Origin of the sequence: Sphaerobacter thermophilus DSM 20745 (assembly GCF_000024985.1) — a bacterium.
Classification (GTDB): Bacteria; Chloroflexota; Chloroflexia; order Thermomicrobiales; family Thermomicrobiaceae; genus Sphaerobacter; species Sphaerobacter thermophilus.
On the sequence record NC_013523.1, the window covers coordinates 1,238,901 to 1,260,711 of the forward strand.

The window sequence follows — 21,811 nt, forward strand, 5'->3', positions numbered from 1 at the left end:
GTCGGTTTGCGGCCGATGCCACACCGAAACTATAACAGAGGCACCGCCGGTGCTCTTCCCGTGCGCCATCCCGGCGGTGCCCGATCTCGCCCAGGCTGATTCCGGTGGTGGCGTATCCGCCGCGGCCGCACGCGGACCGCGCTATCTCCTCCGTGCCTGCTCGCTCCAGTCTTGCAGTTCTGCCTGCATCGCGGCGAAGTTGTCGGCGGATGCCGGGTGGAGTTGGAGCTTTGGCCCTGGTGGGTCGAGGAAGCGCCCCTCGATATACCCGGCCATGCCGTCGGCGACGATGAACCAGCAGTGCCCGATGCCCTCGAAGGCGGGCTCAGGCGCTGTCGCTCCGAGCGTGCGCGCGATGTCGCGCGCTGCGGCCTCGGCTTCGGCCGTCGCGAAGACGGCAGCCTTCGGCAGCGGCATCCCGTTGGCCGTGTGGACAGCCGACGAATCGCCGATGGCCCAGATCCCGTCGATCTCGGTCCGTAGCGTGTCGCGGTCGGCGACGAGCCAGCCGCTCTCGATCAGCCCGGATTCGGTGAGTACCGACGGCGCCGCGTGCGGCGGTACTACCACTAGCAGGTCCCAGGACTCGGTCCGGCCGGATGCGAAGGTCGCGCTTCGCTGCTCATGATCGACCGCCGACAGTTCCTCGCCGGTGTGGACCGTGATGCCCTGCTCCTGGAGCATCGAGCGGATCGTCTGGCCCATCTCCGGCCCGCCAGCCGCGATCGGCGACGGCTCGGGCGTGAAGAGGTCGATCTGGACCCCACATGTCACACCGCGCTCGCGGAGTCGGTCGGCAATGAGGAGCGCGGCCTCGTACGGCGCGGGTGGGCACTTGTAGGGGAGGCGGCTGACGATGATGCAGACCCGGCCGCCGGAGAAGCTCTCAAGGCGGCGGTTCAGCCGCCAGGCACCCGACAGGCTGTAGAACTCCTCGGCGGCGTTCGCGTCGATCGCCTCCTTGAGTCCCGGAATCAGATCGGGACGGAGGTCGGCGCCGAGCGCCACAAGCAGTGCATCGTAGGCGATCTCACCGGCCGATGTGCGGACGCGCCGCGCACCCGTGTCGATCCCCTGCACCTCGGCCTGGACGAACTCCACTCCTTGCGGGAGAGCGTCGCGAACCGAGATCGATGCCGCATCGGGCTCGAGCCATCCGCGCATGACGAGCAAGTGGCTGATACCCAGCGTCTGTCGGTCGGTCCGATCGACGACCACGACGCGGTCACCGTCCGGCAGATAGTGCCTTAGGTGCTGGGCGGCAGCCGACCCACCGGGGCCAGCGCCGAGTACGAGAACGGTCCTGGCCTGCATGACCCTTCCTCCCTCCTGCTGCCCAGGGCGTCTCGAGACGACCCCCTACCTGTGGAACCGTACCGCGATTCGCGGGCGCTGGCCAGAGGGGCCATCGCTTGACAGGTCGTTGGGTGCCCGCCGAGAATCGGCGCGCGGATGCATTTGGGAAACGAGCGGTGGGCGTTGGTTGCCGCAGGCCGGACTTCCGGTGGAGCGAGGAACACGCCCGCCGATCGGTGAGGAGGGATTCCGTGGATCCGAGGCTGTTCCGGTCGCTGGAGTGGCGCTGCATCGGTCCCCATCGGGGTGGACGCGTGTCGGCCGTCGCGGGTCACCCGACCGAACGGGAGACTTTCTACTTCGGCGCATGTGCCGGCGGCGTCTGGAAGACGACGAGCGGCGGCGCCTACTGGGAAAACATCTCCGACGGATACTTCAAGACGTCTGCTGTCGGCGCAATCGCAGTCGCCACCTCGGACCCGAACGTCATCTACGTGGGCACCGGCGAGTCCAACATCCGCAGCAACGTGTCGCACGGCGATGGTGTCTACAAGTCGACCGACGGCGGCCGAACCTGGCGCAACATGGGGCTGGCCGATACCCGCTACATCAGTGACATCCAGATCCACCCAGCGAACGCGGACATCGTGTTCGTCGGCGCGCTGGGGCACGCCTGGGGCCGCAACGAGGAGCGCGGAGTGTACCGCTCGCTCGATGGCGGCGTTACCTGGGAGAAGGTGCTCTATAAGAGCGATCGGGCAGGCGTCGCGGATCTCTCCATGGACCCCAGCAACCCGCGCGTCATCTTCGCGACCATCTGGCAGGCCCAGCGCTACCCCCACGCACTGATCAGCGGCGGGGAGGACTCCGGGCTCTGGCGGAGCCTGGACGGTGGTGACACCTGGGAGGACATAACCCGCAATCCCGGTCTCCCCGGTGGGATCTGGGGCCGATGCGGTGTGGCGGTGTCCCCGGCGAAGCCCGGGCGCGTCTGGGCGCTAATCGAGGCCGAGGATGGTGGGCTCTACCGGTCGGAGGACTACGGGAATACCTGGCAGAAGGTGAACGACGACCGGGAGCTGCGGCGGCGCCCGTGGTACTACATGCGGGTCTTTGCCGACCCCTCAGACGCCGACACTGTCTGGGTGCTGAACCTCCAAGCGTGGAAGTCGACCGACGGCGGAAAGACGTTCTTCGCGGTCCCGACGCCGCATGGCGACAACCACGACCTCTGGATCGACCCGAACGACTCCAACCGCATGATCGAGGGCAACGACGGCGGCGCCTGCGTCACCTTCGACGGCGGCCGCACCTGGTCCAGCATCCTCAATCAGCCGACGGCTCAGTTCTACCATGTGATCACCGACGACCAGGTGCCATACAACGTCTACGGCTCACAACAGGACAACTGGGCGATGCGCGTGCCCAGCATCGGCTTTGAAGGTGCCATCACCTGGGCCAACTACGTCGAGCCGGGTGGCGGCGAGAGCGGCTACATCGCGATCAGCCCCAAGCCGCCGCACCGCGTCTTTGGTGGTGGCATCGGAACCGGCGCCGGGCACGGGCGGCTCATCGCCTGGAACCCTGAGACGGGCCAGAAGCGCAACGTCACGGTGTGGCCGGAGGTGCACGGCTTCGGTGCAGGGGCCGAGTCGCTGAAGTACCGTTTCCAGTGGACTTTCCCGGTCCAGTTCTCGCGCCACGATCCCAACGTCCTTTACATCTGCTCCAACCACGTCCACCGCAGCACCGACGAGGGGTCGAGCTGGGAGACCATCAGCCCCGACCTGACCCGTAACGACCCGGAGAAACTGCGCCCCTCGGGCGGGCCGATCACCGACGACAACAGCGGCGCGGAGATCTACTGCACCATCTTCGCCTTCGCCGAGTCGCCCCACGAGCCGGGCGTCCTCTGGGCGGGTTCCGACGACGGGCTCATCCACCTCTCACGCGACGGCGGGCAGACCTGGCAGAACGTCACTCCGCCCGACCTGCCGGAGTGGGCGCTGATCTCGATCATCGAGCCCTCGCCCCACGACCCGGCGACGGTCTACGTCGCGGCGACCCGCTACAAGCTCGACGACTACGCGCCGTACCTGTACAAGACGAACGACTACGGGGCGACCTGGACCCGGATCACCAACGGGATCCCGGACACCGAGTACACCCGGGTGATCCGCGAGGATCCGGAGCGGCGGGGACTCCTCTTCTGCGGCACCGAGACGGGCATCTATGTGTCGTTCGACGACGGCATCAACTGGCAACGCTTCGAGACGAACCTGCCGGTGACGCCGATCCACGATCTCGTCATCAAGGGGAGCGACCTGGTGGTCGCAACGCACGGTCGCTCGTTCTGGATCCTCGATGACATCACGCCGCTGCGACAGGTCGAGCCGGGGATCGAGGCGGAGCCGGTGCATCTCTTCCAGCCGCGCCCGACGATCCGGTTCCGCGTGTACGGTCGTGCCTTCACACGTGAAGCAGGGACAGTCAACTACAAGATGGCCGGGCCGGTGACGGTGGCCTACGTGCCCGTTGAGACCCCGATGGGTACGACGGTCGAGTCGTTCCTCGACGCCGGGCAGAACCCGCCCGACGGTGTGATCGTGCATTACTGGCTCAAGGAAACACCCGAGGACGAGGTGACCCTGACATTCCTCGACGCCGAGGGCAACGTGATCCGCACCTTCTCCAGCAAGTCGGAGACACCGCCGCGGGTGCCGGTGAACCCGGGCGCGAACCGGTTCGTCTGGAACCTGCGGGGCGAGAAGGCCACGCCGCTGGACGAGCCGATCAGCCGCGACCGCATGGCACAGGTGGCTGAGGAGAACGTCGCTCCCAAGGTGCTGCCCGGCGAGTATCAGGTGCGGCTCCAGGTGGGCGACACGGTGCTGACCCAGTCGTTCCGGGTCGAGCCTGATCCACGCCTGCCGGTGACCTTCGAGGAGCTGAAGGAGCAGTTCGAGCTCAAGTGCGCGATCCGTGACCGGCTCTCCGAGGTGCATGAGGCTGTGAACCAGATCGGTCGCATCCGCAAGCAGGTGGAGGATTGGGAGAGCCGTGCCCGCCGCGTCGGGAAGGAAGAGGCGATCGCTCAGGCCGCGGCCCAGCTCAAGGACAAGCTGAGCGCCGTGGAGCGGGCCTTGATCCAGGTGGATGCCAACAAGCCGAAGCCGGGTCTGACCCGGTTGAAGGAGAAGCTGACGACCCTGAGCGGCATGATCGACGAGTCCGACGACGCCCCGACTCAGGGTGCGCGCGAGGTTTACGCCCTCCTCGCTGCCCAGGTGGAGGCCGAGCGAGCCAACCTGGATCGGATCATCCGGGAGGACCTGGCGGCCTTCAACCGGTTGCTGCAGGAGAGCGACATCGCTCCGGTTGTCGCCTGACGCCAGAACGAAACAGGAGCCGGGGCCGCAGGCCCCGGCTCTTCATTTGCCAGGCAGACGCCACACTCCCAGCCTTCGGATCGTCGGGGTTGCCGTATGCCGCTGCGATCAGAAGGGCAGCCCCTTGCCGCCGAGGACGCCTTTCAGCGCGCAGATCTCACCGGTGTGGTGGGTGGTGTGCCCCGCAACGATGTTGGCAAGGAAGGTACCGAGCGGCATGTCCCCCAGACGGCCGAAGGTCACGGTCCGATCGAGGTCTGCTTCGGAGAGTGATGAGAGGAACTCATCGGTGGCTTTGTACACCTGCTCTGCGAAAGACCGCAGTTTCGGGAAATCAACTCCCCGCACGGATGTTTCCCATTCTTCACCCGTACCGGTGCCGGCCGGGAAGGGCAGGATCTTCGTCTGCTCGGCCCAGTTCTCCCGCTCGAAGAGCGGCGTCTGCTGGAGGACGAAACGATTGATGAGCCAGTCCTCGGCCTGCACACAGTGGGCGTAGACCGTCGCGATTGAGCGGATCGTCCACCCTTCGCCGCGGTGGTGGAGCTGCTCGTCGCTGAGGTCGGCTACTGCCTGCTCCAGGAGGCCGTGGGTCCACTCCAGTTGTGCGCGCAGAATACTGATCCCATCCACCGAAATACCCCTCTCTTGGGTCGGTATACCGCACATTTGTTCTGCACGTACAGTAACGCTTCGCGTTGCGGCCGTCAAGAGGTATGAGAATCGACGTGTCGACAGGTGAGTAGCGGTGGTATTCGGGGGAAGCGGTGGGATGAGCGAGAGTGGAGTCGTATTGTCTCTGGAGGCGGCTCGCCGAGGATCCTCGGCGAGCCGCACCGGCCCGGCTTCGTGGGCCGGCAGGCATGGGAGGGCGCTAGCGGACAGTCACCGTGATGATGTGCTCGCCGATCTGCCGGTCGTTCGAGTCAAACGCCCGGGCGATCAGCCGGTGCTGCCCGCGGCCCCAGGAGCGGGTATCAGCCGGAAGGGTCCACCCATCAGAACCGTTCCAGTCGCTCCCGAGCCAGACCCAGTTGTCGCGCCAGAACCGAACGCCCGCGGTGCCGGAGGGCGCGGAGACCCTGAGGGTCCCGGACCCGGTGATGGTGATGCCATCCTTCGGGCTCTCCCAGGTGAGGCGCCCGCTCGGCGCCGGGGTCGGCGTCGGGGTCGGGTTGCCCGGATTCGGGGTCGGAGTCGGGTTACCGGGGTTCGGGGCCGGTGCGTTGCCCGGCCCCTGCCGCTCGGTCGCGATGACTGCGTCGTCAACGTAGATCGTGGTCGGGGTTGGCGACAGCCGAGACGCGTAGTTCGTCACGCCCCAGGTGTTGCGGCCGCCGGAGTAACCCGTCCGCACGTTCCGGACGTCGAAGAGCTGGACACCATCCTGCCACACTGTCACGCGGCCGGAGTTGTCGCTAGCCTCTTCGTAATAGACCTCAAGGTGCACCCACTTGCCAACCGGCAGGTTGGCCACGTTCTGCTGGTACGAGCGCTTGTTGATCCAGTCGCGCAGGTAGATGTACATCGACCCGTCGGAGCGGTTGCCGACGTACAGGATCCAGAACGGATCGTTGCGGCTCGAGGTGCGCGACTTGAACTGGAAGATGTTCCACCAGCCGCCCTGGACGTTGACCCGCTGCGGGAAGAAGTACCGGGCGCTGTAGTACGCACCCTTGTACCGATCTGCCTCCGTCCAGCGGTGGAGACGGGCACCGGTATCCGACCCGTTGGCGTTGATGGTCATCTTCGCCGAGCGGGAACCGCTGTAAGCCCGCTCGTTGGTCACGGTGACGTTAGCATTGCCGCTGTTGAACATGCCTCCGCCGCCGCCTGCGCTCCAGGCGTTCAGCGTCCCGTCCTCGAAGTCAGTTGACCACACGACGCCGGCCGCCTTCGCGGTGTGCGGCTGGCTCATCACCACGCTGGTCAGGGCCAGCATGGCGGCGAATGCGATACTCGCGAGCGACACGAACTGTCGCGGCAAGCGATAAGTCATCGTTTCCCTTCCCTTGACCCGGATACGGTCGTCCACTCGTCACGCAGGGCCGTGTCGTGGACTCGGCTCGCGCTCGGCGTGGCGGTCCCAAAGATCGCCCGGGAGCCGGGAAGGGTGATGTGTGAGAGACACGAGGAGCTAAGGCCTGAGGCGTTGCCCCAGACTTGAGGTCCCCGCTGATACGCAGGTTACCCGTATCACGCAGCGGCAGGCATGACCTGGCTGTAGGACAGGGCGCAACTCAGCGTCACGAGCTGTCCTGTCGGCGCTCAGGTATCACTTGGCTGCCGGAGAGATTCCGGTTGCCGCTCCTGCTTGGGCCGGGTGTTCCCCGGCGCTGCACGTGTTGGAACCTGGTGGTCACGATGAGCCGGGTGTCCCCTACAACCGGCTACATCAATGCCCTACCTCGAGGCCGGAGCTACGATGGCCTCCAGGCTTCCCTTCCCCGTTAGTGCGTCCCAATGAGCGCTCCTGCCGGCACGACAACGGCGCATTCGCGCTAGCTGCGTGCCGGGCACCTCCTTCCGCTCCGTGAGGCTACTCAGAGCGCCGAGCAACAGCGGTTTGCCTCGGAGGGGCAACACCGTTGTCGCCCGCGCTGTGCCGTCCCTCGGCGTCGAGCTGGGGTCCCCTAACCATCTCGACTACTCGGTACGGCATCCCCTCTATGTCAGCAGCGTCATCGTACTGCGTTGTCCCCCAACAGTTACGACTGAGCCGCTGACCAGCCACAAGTTAGCATGACGCTTTTCACTTGTCAACGCAGTGCGCAGCCGCGATTCCAGCCGTTTACTCGCCCATGTCGCCCCTTCGGAGGAAAGAAGTCGCGCAAATGGGCGCGTGACGGCTATTTTCTGACGACACGCGCGAGATAATCACCCAAGCTCAACGCGTCGGCATCTCCGGTAATGCTCAGGGCACACCTGGCAGCGCCTGGCCAGATCCCGAACCTGACCAGTGGCGCCTTGGTTGACTCGACTTGCTCCACCAGCTCCACCTCGCTTTGCAGCCCTGCGAAGGTCGCTTCGTCGAGGTACACGCTGCAGCGAATCGCCGCGGGCGAGTCGTCGACGATGTAGCCCAGGTCGCGCAGCAAGGCCACTGCGCTGCTGGGTGCCTCAGGGGCAACGCCGATGAGCGGCCGCAGCTCCGCCGGTAGTCGCAGCGAGCGACTCTCGAGGAGGCGGTACCTGCCGAACCAAGGGCGGCCTGCTCCAGGGACGTCCAGGTCGCGGACCAGGACCGCGGCCCGGTCCGTGGTGTCGAACCGGATCTCCAGTCCGTCGCTGTCCTCGCGCAGGTCCGCCCTGAAGGCGGCCTTCTCGCGCCACCACCGGCTGATCGAGCGCAAGTCGGTGATCCAGACGCTCGGCGTAAGCGCGGTCGCTTCCCGAAGGACGGCTTCGAGCGCTGATGCGGAGCGGTCGAACAGCTCGGGGTGGAACATGAGGACGAACAGCTCACCTCGGGAATGGATCTTCCTCAGGATGGCTACCCAGACCTCGGCGACGGCATCGGGGGCGAGCCTGAGGCCGTCGTAGAGCTGGAGATCCTCCGGCAGCGAAACCGGGATCTCGAGCAGCCCGTCGTCCAGCCACGGCAGGGCGAGTTTGCGGTTAGCCGGCTCCGGGCAGTACGAGCCGAGGAGACGCGTCATCACCGGTGTGGCGTCGTCCAATCGGGCGGAAGGGATGACATCCCACCAGAGTGCGCGGTTGCTGCTGTACCGGAAAGCGCCGTTGGGGAGCGCCGCGTGTTGTTCCGCGCTGAAGCTGAGATAAGGGCAGCGGAAGCCATCGACAGTGAGCCCGGCCTCCTCGAAGGCCTGAACCGCCTGGCGGTATTGTGCTGCTGCCTCGTCCGGTTCCAGCTTCCGGAAGTCGACGTGGTCGTAACCGTGGACCGCCAGCTCGGCCCCCAAGTCCTGGATCCTGCGGAAGAACTCGGGCTTGCTGGCTACCACCCGACCGGGAGTGGCGAAGGTGAGCCGGCCGTTGTACCGGCTGAGCAGGCGGACGCAGTCGAGCAGTCGGCGTTCGGCCCGAGCGGTCCCCAAGCCATACCGTGAGCCGAGTGAAACCGCCCGGATGGCGTAGTAGTGGAGCTGCATCATCCGGGGGACGGTGAGCGCGCGGCGGGCTCTGGCGTCGAATCCCGACCCGTCCTCGGAGCGCGGCACCGTTCCGCGCAGCGCGTCTCGGGCGACGCGCTCGTACGCGTTCAGGAGGGGACGGACGGAGTAGCGCCAGGCCAGGTGCCGCTCCACGCGCTCGCGCCCGCGGGCACCGAGCGCGGCGCGCCGTTCGGGATCGTCGATCAAGGAAGCGATCGCCGCCGCGAACGCGGCCTCGTCGTTCGGGGGAACGTAGATGGGGACATCCGCACCCGAAGCACGATGCTCGGGCAGGTCGAACGCTACGACCGGCTTGGCGAAGGCCATGTAGTTCATCAGTTTGAGCATGGTAGACCGGTCGGTGAACGGGTTGGACGGGTCGGGAACGACGCCGATGTCGATGGTGGAAAGGTAGCGGACGAAGTCCTCGTGCGGGACCCAGCCGGTGAACCACACATGGTCGTCGAGACCCAGCTCGCTGGCGAGCCGCATCAGGTCGAGCCGCGCGTCACCTTCGCCGATGATGACGCAGAATGCCTCGCGCCGACCGAGGGTGTGCACGAGGTGGTGGAGGGCCCGGAGGAGGTAGTCGACACCGTCTTGCTGCCCGATGACCCCTGCGTAGCCGATGATCGCGCTGGAGCGAGCGCGAAGATCCGGGTCGGCCGCCACCGGTTCCCACTGCTCCGGGTCGGGGCCGTTCCGGACAACCGTGATGCGATCGGCGGGGATCCTGCTGAGCTCCATCTCGCGCCGCTTGTACGACTCGTTGCTGGCGATAACGTGGTGGGCCAGCCGGCAGGCAAGGACCTCTGCGAGCGTCTGCGCGCGGTAGAGCCAGGAGCTGCCTGCATCCCCGAACCGGGCGAGATACATCTCCGGGGCCAGGTCATGGTGGTCGAAGATCACGCGTGCTCCAAACGGACGGTAAACGGCCGCGATCAAGGCGAGGACGTCGGGGGGATTGTGGGCATGGACGATGTCGAACCCGTGACGGAGACGGACATAGAGCGAAAGGACCGCTATCGCCGCGAGGGAGTAGGCGTACTCGATGAGGTATCCGATCGTGCCACTCCCCTCGGGTGGCGCGGGATAGCGGTAGAGGCGCACGTTATTCAGCACGGCGTGGCGCGGGTCGCCCCACTCGCCCGGGCAGATTACCGTGACCTCGTACCCGGCCTCGGTGAGAGCTCGTGCTTCGTTCTGGACGCGGGGATCGTCCTCGAAGCGGGCATTCTCCAGCAGCATCAGCACGCGCCTGCGGAGTTTCGCTCCCGCGGCGTCGTCCGGTCCGGTCTGGCTCTTCTGCCGCGTCCGCAGCTTGGTGAGGGCCGCGGCCCCTGCGACCAGCCCGGCGAGGAGCATCATCGTTCGCAGGCGATTCCGACGTCCTACCACCGCTCCACCTCTCGTTGTCGAACCGGTCCCGGCCACGTCCCTCGTGCCAGAAATACCGGTGTCGGATCAGAGCCCGCGATCGGCGCGATCCGGGTTCGATGGCGGTCCGGATGGGTGCCAAGAGCGGGCGTCGACGGCTGGCGTCACATCACGCTGGCGACAACCCCTCTGCCCCGTGCATGGGAGCAGTTGGGGCAGCGCCGTGGTTCGCGCGGTCGGCGCCCCTGGGTGTACCGGTGTCGGTCCGGAGCCGTCGCCATCAACTGCCAGCGGACGTCCCATGGCCGACCGGTGTGGTGCTCATGACGACATCGTCGATGTAGATGACCGTCGGGCTCGGATTGAGGCCGCTGGAGTAGCTGTTGACACCCCACGAGACCCGCCCACTGTCATAGTTCGTCTGGACGTTCGTGATGTGGAACAAGAGGGTGCCGTCTTGCCAGACCATGATCTCCCCGGTCGGATCCTGCGCCCGTCGCAAGAAGACCTCGAAGTGAACCCACTGCCCCACGGGCAGGTCCTTGACGTACTGGTCATACGACACCTCGTGGATCCAGTCGCGGAGGTAGACGTACATCGTGCCGTCTTCGCGGTTCCCGACGTTGAGGATCCACCACGGGTCGTTCGCGGTTTCATTTCGGGACTTGAACTGGAAGATGTTCCACCAACCTGCCGAGACATCGACATGCTGCGGGAAGTAGTACCAGGCGCTGAAATAGGCCGCGTCGTGCTCTGACGGCTCGCACCAGCGCATCAGTCGCGTTGCATTGTCGGTGCCGTTGTCGGTGGCGACCGACAACTCGACCGAATAGCGGCCGCTATGCGCCACGGCATCGGTCACCCGAGCCTCCCCATTGCCGGTGTTGAACTCCCCACCGCAGCCATCCGCCTCCCAGGATGAGAGGTCACCGGACTCGAGATCTGCCGCCCAGACGAGTTGCGGTGGCGGGACGGCACTGGGTCCAGGGAGCGGCGTACTGGTGGGTGCTTCCGTAGGCACCGGGGTGGGCTCGGGCACGGTCGGTCCGCGTACCTGATCAGCAACGAGCACGCCGATCACGCCAGCAGCGACCGCGACGAGCACGATCATGACGATCGAGAGTAGCCTCCTGATGTCCATATCGCCTTGCTTCTCTTGCTGTACTCGAGCGCACGCCGGGAGCACTGGCGGGCGGCTCCATCTCCTCCACGGCCGTCCACGACAGACACCTGGCCGGGGTGGAGCTGCCCCCGGCCGCAGCTCTGACGACTACCAGGCGATACCTTCGTACCGACTAACAGCAAGCTGGGCGCCACGAACTCCGCCAGCAAGGTCGATCAGGATCTGATCGTCCCGCAACAACGCGGGAGTCCGCTGCGCCGCCGGCCCCGTGCTGGCGACGACCACGACATCCACTTCCTCCACCATCTCCTCCAAAGACGGCCGTAGCATCGAGGCGATGTGCGGCAGCTCCTGCTCGAGGTACGAGCGGTTGGCGCCCACCAGGCGCGTGAGATCGACGATCTCGTCGTAGACCCGGACCAGATAACCACGGCCGGACAGCGTCTCCACGAACGGCACGACCGGGCTCTCGCGCACGTCGTCGGTGCCAGCCTTGAAGGTGAGGCCGACAACGCCGACCCGCTTCCGCCCGGTACGCTCTACCATCTCGATTCCCTTTTGGATCTGCTCCTGGTTGCTCTGGAGCGCCCCTCGCAGGAGCGGGAGGTCGATGTCGTGCTCCTTGGCACGGTACAGCAGGGCGCGCAGATCCTTCGGCAGGCACGAGCCCCCGAACGCGAACCCGGGCTTGAGGTAGGCTGGCGAGATGTTGAGCTGCCGGTCCTGGCAGAGGATGTCCATTACCTCGCGTCCGTCCACGCCGTGTGCCTTACATACGCGCCCGATCTCGTTAGCGAATGCCACCTTCGTGGCGTGGAAGGCGTTGCTGGCGTACTTGACCATCTCGGCCGTTTCGATGGTGGTACGCACGCGCTGGGCGTCGATCCCTGCGTAGAGGGCCTCGGTAATGTCGCCGCTCCGCTCGTCCACCTCGCCGATGACGATCTGGCTGGGATGGTAGTAGTCCTTGATGGCGCTCCCCTCGCGCAGGAACTCGGGGTTCATCGCGACGCCGAAGCCATCGCCTACATCCCTGCCCGAATACTCCTCAATCAGGGGGATCAAACGCAGGGCGCAGGTCCCCGGCAGCACGGTGCTGCGCATCACCACGACGTGGTATCCGTGCTTATCGCGGAGCGCGTCGCCGATCTCCCGGCACACGTTTTCGACGTACTTCAGGTTCAGGCTTCCGTTGCCATTGCTGGGCGTGCCGACGCAGATCAAGCTGACGTCGCTCGCGGCCACCGCATCGCGAGCGCTCGTGGTCGTCACGAGTCTCCCGGCGCGAACGCCCTCCGCGACCAGCTCATCCAGGCCGGGCTCGACGATTGGGGATCGGCCCGCTCCGACCGTCTCGACCTTCTGAGGATTGACGTCGACCCCGACAACCTGGTGTCCGTCGTTCGCCAGGCACGCGGCGGAGACACAGCCGACGTAGCCAAGGCCGAACACACTGATCTTCATGGGGTCCTCCTTCTTAGACGCGTGGTTGAATGACGCGTGACTGCATCGTCAGGCCGGTACGGTGTCCGGAGGTGCCGGGGCGTCATCGCTCAGCCCACGGTGCCACAGTTCGACGCTCCCCAATGCCCAGCGCAGGGGATCTTGGTCTGCTAACACGTGCTGGTGTTCCGCCCATGACTCTCCTCACTATTCACCGTGCTCGCGCGTTCCCGGGACGGCGTATTGCTGCCCGGTGCCGGCTGTCGCTGCGGACGCGGCAAGGGTGAGCGTGTCGCGGCCAGCGCCGGCCGCGAGCCCGGAGAGGATCGCCGCCGTCTGGTCGGTGTTGCGGAGCGAGAAGCGCTCCTCGGCGATCCGCCGGTTCTTCGCCCCCAGACGTGCCCGCTCCTCCGGCGAGCGGTACAGGTAGTCGATGGCGAGCGCGAGTCCTTCGGGGTCTTTTTCATCGACGAGGATCTCGTCGAGGATGCGCGGGATCTCGACGTGCCGGGTACTGATGACCGGCTTGCCGAAAGCCATGGCCTCGGCGATGGCCGTCGGAAAGCCTTCGGCGCCGCCCAGGCTGTCGTGGTGGCTGGGCAGGCAGAAGACGTCGCAAGCCCGGTAGAGGGCTTCGAGCGCCTGTCCACCGAGCGCGCCGAAGAAGACCACCTGGGACTCCACGCCACGTCGTGCGGCTAACGCTCGGGCGTCGACCACCGGCTCTCCCGGGCCGACATCGCCCACCACCCAGACCTCGATGTCGTCGCGGCCCAGCCGGCGCACGGCTTCGAAGAGGACATCGTGTCCCTTCTTCTCCACGAAATAGGCCACGATGAGGATGACGAACTTGTCCGCCGGCCGGTAGCGCTCGGTATCCACCGTGATGCGCACGACGGCGACCCGCCCGGGGTCGACGCCGTAGCGTTCCGCGAGGATCTCTCGGTTGTACTCGGTCACGGTGATGATCTGGTCGCACGCCGCGAGGGCGCGGCGGAACAATCGAGGGTTCGGGTTCTGATACAGCTCGTAGGCATGGATCGTGACGACCAGCGGGAGTCCGATGATCCGCTTGCAGAAGTAGCCAACGAAGAGCTTGTGATCGCCAAAGGTGGCGTAGATCACCGAGGCATCAGCCATGGTCCGGGCGAAATACCAGGCCAGCATGAAGTCGACAATTGCGCCCATGGCGGCCGCTTCGCGCAGCAGGCGTAGGTAGATCCCCGGCGCGCGCACAAAGCTGCGTGGCTGCGCTGCCAGCACCCCCAGCGGGCGCCAGCGGTGAACGTCCCACTCGGGCTTCGGGTTGTAGAGCCCAGTCGCTTGCTTCGTGGGGTAGAGACTGATCGACATACCCCGCTTCTCCAGCGACGTGAGCTCTCGATAGACGAAGTGTTCGAGTCCTCGCTTCATCGAGGCGATGACGGCAACGCGCATAGTCGTTCAGCGTACGGTGTCGTACGCTGCCTCCTTCCCCGTGGTGTCCTCGGTGAGTGCCTCGGCGATGAGCAGGTGGTACAGAATCATCGCCAGGTAGCGTGGATACGAGCGCACATCCCGCAGCACGCCGTAGTCGCGCTGGGAGTGGATGAACCCTCCGTCGGGGCGCTGCAGACTGACGAGATACGCGTAAGCCCGGCGTGCCAGGTCGGTGTACTCGTAGATCCCGACGCGCTGGGCCTCGGTAAAAGCGGCGGCAAGCGGCCCGGTGTGGTAGCTGACGCGGCGCTGGACGCTGTTGCAGGCATAGGCCGCGTGCCCGTCGGGCCGAATACCGGCGCTCAGGAACCGCAGTACCTGGCGGATGATCGGCAAGACGCGATCGTCCCCGGTGAGCGTGTGGTACTGGATCAGGTCCAGGCACTCGAACGCGTTGTACTGGTAGCACTGGAAGTGCGTGCGCCCTCGAGTGCCTGCGACGCCGTCCACGGAGTAGGGGAGCTCGCCGGTAGAGAGCTGTGCCCGTTCAAGGAAGGTGACCAACCCAGGTGTTTCATCGAGGTAGCGCCGATCCTCTGTCGTGGCCCACAGCGCGCCGAGCAGGTAGAGGTAAAGCGTGCTGTTGTTCGGGACCCGCGCGTCCTTCCGGCGCGCGAAGTAGTTGACGGCCACCTCGTCGCCAATGCGCTGGAAGCCGATCTCCCGGTGGAGGTATGAGTGCCACCGGAGCGCCCCGTCGAGCAGGTGCTGCTTACCCGTCCGACGGTATGTCTCGATGAGCCCGATGCTTGCCCACGTCCCCTCGACGGTCGCCACTCGCCCGGCCCACTCCGGGTTGGGATAGTCCCAGGCACCATCGGGTCGCTGGCGTGCCAGGATCTGGTCGGCGCAGTCGACGGCCATCTGGGCGTGGGACTTGTCGCCCGTGCGTTCGTGCAGGACCCAGTTGGCCAGGATCCAGTAGGCCTGCCCTTGCAGGTAGTACAACTGGTCGTTCCAGGGCACGAAGCCCAGATACCCCTTGATGAAACGGCCGACGCGGTAGTTGAAGCGGATCCCGGGATCGGGACCGACGAGCGCTCCTCCGTCGCCGTGGTGGGTCACCAGATAGCGATAGAGCTTGTCGGCGGCTACAGCGTAGTGATCCACGGTCTGACCTCCTTCCCGCGGGGCGACCGAGTGGAGGTATCAGCGAGCGCGCGGTCGTAGACGGCGCGCGTCTGCTTGGCGATGACGTCCGGGTGACACTCGGTCTCCAGCTTTCGGCGCCCGGCCTGCCCCATTCGGTGGCGTAGCTGGGCATCGGTGAGCAGGCGGACGACGGCATCGGCCAGGGCGTGCTCGTCGCGTGGGGGGACGAGATAGCCGGTGCGGCCGTCCTCGACGAGAGCGGGGAGGCAGCCGACGTCGGTGGCCACGACTGGCTTGCCGGCCATGTAGGCGAGCGGCGCGACACCGCTCTGGGAGGCCTCCACGTACGGAAGGACGACCACGCTCGCCTCGGCGAACAATGCGGCCCGTTGCTCGTGCGACACGTAACGGTTGTGGACTTCGAAGTGGTCTGGGTTCTGCATCATCTGCCGGTAGCGGGTGAAGTCCTCACCCTCGCCGGCGATGACGATCCGTGCGTCCGGGACCCTGGCTGTAATCAGAGGCTCAGCGCGGATCAGGTAGTCCAGCCCCTTGTACGCCCAAATCCGCCCGAAGAAGAGGATGCGCTTCGTGTCTGCTGACACCGCGTCCTTGATCTCATCGTGACCTACAAGCACCCGCTGGATCACGTCGATGCGCGAACCGGGCACGCCGCACTCCTCCACGAGCTGCTGCTTCATGCGCTCGCAATGAGCGATGACGCGGGTCGCACGGCGGAACCCGTAGTCGAAAATCACCTGCGGCGTCTTCTGGGAGGACCGATCCCCCGGGTGGTGGCGCACGTCGTGGACGGTGAGCACGAGCGGGTAGCGCCGTAGGAGGGGAAGGGCCAGGTTGAACCACAGGTGCCCCTGCTGCAGGTGCACCACGTCCGGGCGGAAGTCATGGATCTCACGAAGCAGATGGCGCAACGAGAGGAGCTGCCGGAACGGCTGCCGCATCCGTGGCTTGTCGAAGGGGATGAAGCGGACGTTCGGGCTCACCAGGGAGAGATGTGGCTCGGAGATCTCGCTCGGTAGGATGAGCTGTACCTCGGCCTCCTGCGCCAACGCACTGGCCAGCCGAATGCAGTACTCCGCGGAGATGTAGGAAGCCAAGGTCACTCGCATGCGTGTCGTGCCCTTTCCCAGCGGCGCTGTTTCATGCCGCGGTTCGCGAGTCATTCCGACCACAGGTAGCGATAATGGGTGCGGACGTGCCGCACGCCGCCAGCGGACCACACCGTCAGAACACCGAGAGCAGCCGCGTACACCAGCGCCGCAGTTGCGATGGTGACCACGATGTTGTGGTGCCCGAAGACGACCAGGAACACCCCCATGCACAGGCTGGCGAGCGCGGGGGTGCGCATGGGCGCGAGCAGGTTGACCGAACCGGCGATGCGGGAAACCTGGATGTAGTGCTGCACAACGCCGATACCTCGGGTTGCCACGATCGTGAGCGCGGCGCCGATCAGTCCAAACTGGCTGATGAGGATCACTCCCACAACCAGATTGGCCATCGTGTTGATAGCCACGATGCTCAGCGTGATCCGCTCTCGGTCCCCGGCGAGCAGTGTCTGCCCAAGGGCGGTCGTGTAGGCGCGGAGGAAGACTTCCCAGACGACGATGCGGAGCACGATGGCGCCCAGGGCGAAGTCCTGCCCGCCGTAGACCAGCACCAGGATGCGCTCGGCCAGAAATGACAACCCCACCACGATGGGCAGACCGATCACCAGCAGCAGCTCGGTGACGCGCTCGGACAGCCGCTTCAGACTCTCGAAACCCGCTTCGTAGCGGCGGCACATCACGGGGAACAGGCTTAGCACCACACTCTGGTAGAGCAGGACAACCGGTGTGAGGAGCTGCGACGACGCGCTGAGCAGCCCGACGTCGGATTCGCTCCGGAACGACGACAGCAGGACGATCGTGATCGTGCCCCAGAGGGAGATGAGGACATCGATCGCGAGGAAGGGCGCCGTCTGGCGCAGGGCACGGTGGATAAAACCGAGATCGATCCGCAACGCCGGCCGGGTGACGCGCGAGACAACAAGTGCCAGCTCGAACGCGGCAATCACTCCCTGGGTGAGCAGCAGCAGCCCGACGACCGTGTAGATCCCGCCACCCTCTCGCAGCAGGACGAACGCGCCGCCCGCCTTCGCGAGGTTCAGCGGGATGTTGACGTAGGCGATGAAGTGCATCTGCTCGACCGCCTGGAAGAGGGCCTCGCAGATCGTGGAAATCGTGTACGGGAGGAGAATGAGCGCCAACAGCAGGATCACCCGCGCGGTGTCGGCTCCGTAGCCCATGATCCGAACGAAGCCGAGAAGCAGCACGAGCGAGATGAGCGTCGCCCCGGTGACGATCGCGATGCCGTTGACCAGGTACTGGCCGGTCTTCGATCGATCCTTGGCCGCCTCGCGGATGATAAGAGTCTTCAGCCCGGCAGTGGCAAAGATCTGCGCCGTATAGACGACAGTCAGGGCCAGCGAGAGCTGACCGAAGCGGAACAGACCTAGGTGCCGCGTGACCAGTGCGTAGAGCACGAAGGTCGACGCTCGGGTGACCACGTCGCTGGCGAGAACGGAGGCGGCGTTGCGGGCTATCGTGCGCAGGCTGATCGAGAAGGTGTTGGACATCGGCGGCTACCCCCCTACCCCAGTAGTGCGGTAGTTGGGGATAAACGCAGGCAGGCGCACCCAGTGGCTCGCCGACCGCCGAACCAGGTCGGCGCGGCTGAACCTGGTCAGGGCGATGAGGAGCCCAGCGATCAGGAACAGGGAGTCAAGTTGTGCCCAGCTCTTGTAGACATCGACGAACATGTGCACCGCTTCCCCCAGCAGGGATCCGAACACGGCCACGGCGAACGGCGCGAGGTCGGGACCGAGCGTGTTTGCGCAGTGCCATGCGCGGCGCACCGCGGCGAACACGATCCAGAGGAAGGCCAGCAGGCCCACCGGGCCGATCTCGGCCCAGATGGTCAGGTAGTAGTTGTGGATGCTGTAGATGAAGTGCGTTGAGAATTCAGGTCCGACATACGCCGGCAGCACGGCCGTGAAGTTGTTCAGTCCCACGCCGAGCGGATGGTCGCCGATTACACGGAACGCGATCTGCATCAGCGGGATGCGCGCTTCCGCTGCGCCATGGTCTTCTCCAAACAGGCGCGCGACCAGTGTCGGCCCAAAGATGACGGCTGCCACCGTCCCGACCGCGGCCATCGCGACGATGGTCGAGGCCGCGAACCATCGGCGGTGCAACCCGATCGCGACGAGCACCATCAGCGCGATGCCTGCCGATAAGAAGCTGCCCCGCGAGAGCGTCAGGATGAGGGCGATCGTGCCCAATGGGAAGGCAGCACCGCCGAGCCAGCGCAGGCGTCTTGGCAGGCGACAGATCGTGAGCGCGAGCGCCGGTGCGACGAGGAAGGCGAGGTACGAGCCCGCGGCGTTGGGTGAGCCGAGGGTGCCGGCGGCGCGGGTGAACCCCCCGGCGTAGACGCTGGTGGTGGTTACCCGGGTCGAGATACCCGCGACCTCGAAGGTGACCCCCGTCGCGGCGACCCCGATCATGATGATGCTCTCGAGCGCGAGCGCGACCATCATTGCAGCGATGATGACGTAGACATCCCGGCGCGTCTCCACGGTGCTCGCGACGTACAGGAACAGCGCCACGATCTGGACGAGCCAGAAGGTCTCGAACAGGGCCGCGGTGACGTCCGGCGCGAAGAGGATCGACACCACGTTCAGGAGGAAATACAGGAAGACCGGGAGCGCCTGGCGGAGCACCAGGCGCGGAGCGCGCGCAACGCCGGTGAGCGCGGCTCCAATCCAGAGTGCGTACAACCCTCCCAGCGCAGCGGTCCCCAGCGAGATGTTCCACCCGCCGATCCCGCCCAGCATGCCGATCTCTTCCCGGTAACCCAGGTAGATGTCGGGGCCGATCGGGATCGTCACGATCGTGAGAATGAGGAGGATGTAGCGCACGCGTCCCACAACCGCTGCGACGAAGGGAGCCAGGAGCGCGGCGAGCAGCAGCGGGGCGAACCGGCTGTTCGACCCGGTCACGACGATCGCGGCGCCGCCGAGCGCGAGCCCGACGGCGGCCGCGAGGACTAACTGCGCAGGCCAGGACGTGACCAGACGGCCGATACCGCCCTGGCTCACTTCGGTGATCCACCTCGGTTGGACGAGGTTCCAACTCGCCACGCTCATGCTCCTCAGCCGACCGCCGCACCCGCCAGGGCGCGAGGTGGCACGTGCTTAGCCGGACGGGCAACCGCGTCGCTGTCAGTCAGCGGTCCGCGCGAGCCCCGGTGCGGGTTGCTCCCGCTCCAGGACGTCGCGGATCGCGCTTGCGACATAGTCGATCGCGTCGTTCGACATCTCCGGGTACATGGGGAGCGATAGGATCTGTTCGGCGACGGCCTCCGTGACCGGGAAGGCGCCGCGCTCGTAGCCGAGATTCCTGCAGGCCGGCTGCAGGTGGATCGGGATCGGATAGTGGATACCTGTCGCGATGCCGCGCTCGGCCAGTGCGGCGCGCATGGCGTCCCGCTGGGGAACCCGGATCACGTAGAGGTGCCAGACCGGCTCTGCGTACGATGGCACCGAGGGGATGACGACGCTCTCCGGTAAGACCTCCGAGTAGCGTTCGGCATGGCGGCGCCGCGCGGCGTTCCACTCGTCGAGGTGGCGGAGCTTGATCCGCATGACCGCCGCTTGCAGCGTGTCCAGCCGGCGATTGAAGCCAGACTGCAAGTGGTGGTACTTCTCGCGCTGGCCGTAGTTGCCGAGGAGTCGAACCGCGTCGGCTACCTGGGCGTCTGCCGTGACGACCATACCGCCGTCGCCATAAGCGCCGAGGTTTTTTGCCGGGTAGAAGCTGAAGGCTGCGGCGTGGCCGAAGGTGCCGACCCGCCGGTCTTTGTAGCGAGCGCCGTGCGCCTGGCAGGCATCCTCGATCACGATCAGGCCGTAGCGCCGGGCGATTTCCATGATCGGGTCCATGTCGGCCGGTTGGCCGTACAGGTGGACCGGCATGATGGCCTTGGTGCGCGGCGTGATGGCCTTTTCCAGTAGCTCCGGATCCATGTTGTAGGTGCTCGGATCCACGTCCACGAGCACCGGCGTCGCCCCCGTGTAGGCGATCGCAAACACCGTTGCGACGAACGTGTTGGCCTGGGTGATGACCTCGTCCCCTGGGCCGATATTGAAGGCCCTCAGCGCGAGCTCCAGCGCCGATGTGCCCGAGTCGACACCAACGGCGTGTTCGATTTCGCAGTAGTCGGCGAACTCGCGTTCGAACGCCGCTACGTCGGCGCCAAGGATGAAGTCGGCGCCGCGCAGCACGCGCGCGATGGCCTCATCGACCTCGGGCGCGATGCTGTCGTACTGGGCGGCCAGGTCAACGAAGGGGATGCGACGCTGATTCTGCTGGATAGACATAGAGCGACTCCTCCGTACTCACGAGTTCGACCGGCGTGCCACGCATGGCCATCGACTTGTCCACTGCCTCAAGAACACGCACCACATCGCGCCCGGCGTCGCCGTCCGTGAGTGGCCGACGTCCGTGGATGACGCAGTCGGCGAAGTGGCTGGCGAGTGTCTTGAGCGGCTCCCGGGGTTGGATGCTCGGGCTAATGATGTCGCCGTCGCGCACCACCAGCTGGTCCCCGCTGTAGCCCTCCCCGTTCTGCATCAAGGGGGCTACGCCCTTCTCAAAGACACGCACTTGTTCCATGGTTTGAAGGTCGTTGAAGACAATCCGCTTGTCGCTTCCAACGACAACGACTTCGCGAACCTTGTGGGGATCGGCCCAGCTCACATGGATCTGGCCCAGCACGTTGTCGGGATACCCGAGGACGATGAACCCGACGTCCTCGCGACCGTTGCGCAGCGCTCGCGAGCCGACCGCGCTGACCCAAAGCGGGGCGGTGCCCATGAAGTAGTTGAAGATGGAGATGTCGTGCGGGGCGAGGTCCCAGAGCGCATTGACATCTCTCCGGATTGGCCCGAGGTTGGTGCGACGTGCGTACAGGTAGTAGATCCGACCCAGCTCTCGCCGGTCGATGTACTCTTTGACGCGCTGCACGCCCGCGTTGTAGAGGAACGTATGCCCTACCATGAGGGTCAGCTTGCGGGCCGCGGCGGCCGCGATCAGGTCCCCGGCGTCCTCGCCCGTCGTCGCGATCGGCTTCTCCACCAGGACGTGTTTCCCTGCACGGAGACACTCGCGCGCCACGCGGTGGTGGGAAGTGGCCTCGGTGCAGACCACGACGGCGTCGACGCCCGGTGTGGCCAGGGCTTCCGCGACATCCGTCGTCACGGCGACGCCTGGGTACCGTTGGGCGATCTCGCGCACCCGCTCGGGCCGTTGGTCGCAGGCCACGACGACTCGCGTCTCGGGGATCTCGTTGAAAACTCGGACGTAGTTGACGCCCCAGTAGCCGCAGCCGAGGACCGCGATGCCTACCTGTTCAACCATGTCCCTCCGTCCTCCCGT

General features: G+C 65.9%; 14 protein-coding genes. 1 reads left to right on the plus strand and 13 read right to left on the minus strand.

Features of this window, described 5'->3' with window-relative positions:
- Window positions 1-141: 141 nt before the first annotated feature.
- Complete coding sequence (locus STHE_RS05660; RefSeq protein ID WP_012871611.1) at window positions 142-1,314, minus strand: NAD(P)/FAD-dependent oxidoreductase; 1,173 nt, start codon at window positions 1,312-1,314, stop codon at window positions 142-144.
- 233 nt (window positions 1,315-1,547) lie between these two features.
- Between STHE_RS05660 and STHE_RS05665 the strand changes: the two genes are divergently transcribed.
- Window positions 1,548-4,685, plus strand: a complete 3,138-nt coding sequence (locus STHE_RS05665) for a WD40/YVTN/BNR-like repeat-containing protein (RefSeq protein ID WP_012871612.1) — start codon at window positions 1,548-1,550, stop codon at window positions 4,683-4,685.
- Between the two features lie 108 nt (window positions 4,686-4,793).
- On the opposite strand, the gene STHE_RS05670 is transcribed toward STHE_RS05665, so the two are convergent.
- The 12 genes from STHE_RS05670 to STHE_RS05725 form a co-directional block, all read right to left on the minus strand.
- Window positions 4,794-5,318 carry a DinB family protein gene (locus STHE_RS05670; RefSeq protein ID WP_012871613.1) on the minus strand — a complete coding sequence of 175 codons (525 nt, stop codon included), beginning with the start codon at window positions 5,316-5,318 and terminating at the stop codon, window positions 4,794-4,796.
- Window positions 5,319-5,559: 241 nt separating this feature from the next.
- Window positions 5,560-6,684, minus strand: coding sequence for a heparin lyase I family protein (locus tag STHE_RS05675; RefSeq protein ID WP_012871614.1), 1,125 nt, complete (start codon window positions 6,682-6,684; stop codon window positions 5,560-5,562).
- Window positions 6,685-7,534: 850 nt separating this feature from the next.
- On the minus strand, window positions 7,535-10,198 hold the full coding sequence (locus STHE_RS17835; RefSeq protein WP_012871615.1) for a glycosyltransferase: 2,664 nt from the start codon (window positions 10,196-10,198) through the stop codon (window positions 7,535-7,537).
- 259 nt (window positions 10,199-10,457) lie between these two features.
- Window positions 10,458-11,318, minus strand: a complete 861-nt coding sequence (locus STHE_RS05685; RefSeq protein ID WP_012871616.1) for a heparin lyase I family protein — start codon at window positions 11,316-11,318, stop codon at window positions 10,458-10,460.
- A 129-nt stretch (window positions 11,319-11,447) separates the two neighbouring features.
- On the minus strand, window positions 11,448-12,764 hold the full coding sequence (locus tag STHE_RS05690; protein ID WP_012871617.1) for a UDP-glucose dehydrogenase family protein: 1,317 nt from the start codon (window positions 12,762-12,764) through the stop codon (window positions 11,448-11,450).
- A gap of 186 nt (window positions 12,765-12,950) precedes the next feature.
- Complete coding sequence (locus STHE_RS05695) at window positions 12,951-14,180, minus strand: glycosyltransferase family 4 protein (RefSeq protein WP_041398862.1); 1,230 nt, start codon at window positions 14,178-14,180, stop codon at window positions 12,951-12,953.
- Between the two features lie 6 nt (window positions 14,181-14,186).
- The gene (locus STHE_RS05700) at window positions 14,187-15,332 is read right to left on the minus strand and encodes a hypothetical protein (RefSeq protein WP_012871619.1); all 1,146 of its coding nucleotides are present in this window, start codon (window positions 15,330-15,332) and stop codon (window positions 14,187-14,189) included.
- Complete coding sequence (locus STHE_RS05705) at window positions 15,314-16,444, minus strand: glycosyltransferase family 4 protein (protein ID WP_052295265.1); 1,131 nt, start codon at window positions 16,442-16,444, stop codon at window positions 15,314-15,316. The genes STHE_RS05700 and STHE_RS05705 overlap by 19 nt, the downstream gene beginning before the upstream one ends.
- A gap of 50 nt (window positions 16,445-16,494) precedes the next feature.
- Complete coding sequence (locus tag STHE_RS05710) at window positions 16,495-17,949, minus strand: flippase (RefSeq protein WP_012871621.1); 1,455 nt, start codon at window positions 17,947-17,949, stop codon at window positions 16,495-16,497.
- 6 nt (window positions 17,950-17,955) lie between these two features.
- On the minus strand, window positions 17,956-19,515 hold the full coding sequence (locus STHE_RS05715; protein WP_012871622.1) for an O-antigen ligase family protein: 1,560 nt from the start codon (window positions 19,513-19,515) through the stop codon (window positions 17,956-17,958).
- Between the two features lie 81 nt (window positions 19,516-19,596).
- Window positions 19,597-20,754: a DegT/DnrJ/EryC1/StrS family aminotransferase gene (locus STHE_RS05720; protein WP_012871623.1), complete on the minus strand. Its 1,158-nt coding sequence runs from the start codon at window positions 20,752-20,754 to the stop codon at window positions 19,597-19,599.
- The gene (locus STHE_RS05725; protein ID WP_012871624.1) at window positions 20,714-21,793 is read right to left on the minus strand and encodes a Gfo/Idh/MocA family protein; all 1,080 of its coding nucleotides are present in this window, start codon (window positions 21,791-21,793) and stop codon (window positions 20,714-20,716) included. Before STHE_RS05725 ends, STHE_RS05720 begins: the two co-directional genes overlap by 41 nt.
- Between the last annotated feature and the right edge of the window lie 18 nt (window positions 21,794-21,811).

Bases quoted from the DNA above. Each gene is read 5' to 3' on its own strand.
- STHE_RS05660 (WP_012871611.1), bottom strand. From the start codon at position 1,314: ATGCAGGCCAGGACCGTTCTCGTACTCGGCGCTGGCCCCGGTGGGTCG.
- STHE_RS05675 (WP_012871614.1), bottom strand. From the start codon at position 6,684: ATGACTTATCGCTTGCCGCGACAGTTCGTGTCGCTCGCGAGTATCGCA.
- STHE_RS05685 (WP_012871616.1), bottom strand. From the start codon at position 11,318: ATGGACATCAGGAGGCTACTCTCGATCGTCATGATCGTGCTCGTCGCG.
- STHE_RS05690 (WP_012871617.1), bottom strand. From the start codon at position 12,764: ATGAAGATCAGTGTGTTCGGCCTTGGCTACGTCGGCTGTGTCTCCGCC.
- STHE_RS05695 (WP_041398862.1), bottom strand. From the start codon at position 14,180: ATGCGCGTTGCCGTCATCGCCTCGATGAAGCGAGGACTCGAACACTTC.
- STHE_RS05705 (WP_052295265.1), bottom strand. From the start codon at position 16,444: ATGCGAGTGACCTTGGCTTCCTACATCTCCGCGGAGTACTGCATTCGG.
- STHE_RS05710 (WP_012871621.1), bottom strand. From the start codon at position 17,949: ATGTCCAACACCTTCTCGATCAGCCTGCGCACGATAGCCCGCAACGCC.
- STHE_RS05720 (WP_012871623.1), bottom strand. From the start codon at position 20,754: ATGTCTATCCAGCAGAATCAGCGTCGCATCCCCTTCGTTGACCTGGCC.
- STHE_RS05725 (WP_012871624.1), bottom strand. From the start codon at position 21,793: ATGGTTGAACAGGTAGGCATCGCGGTCCTCGGCTGCGGCTACTGGGGC.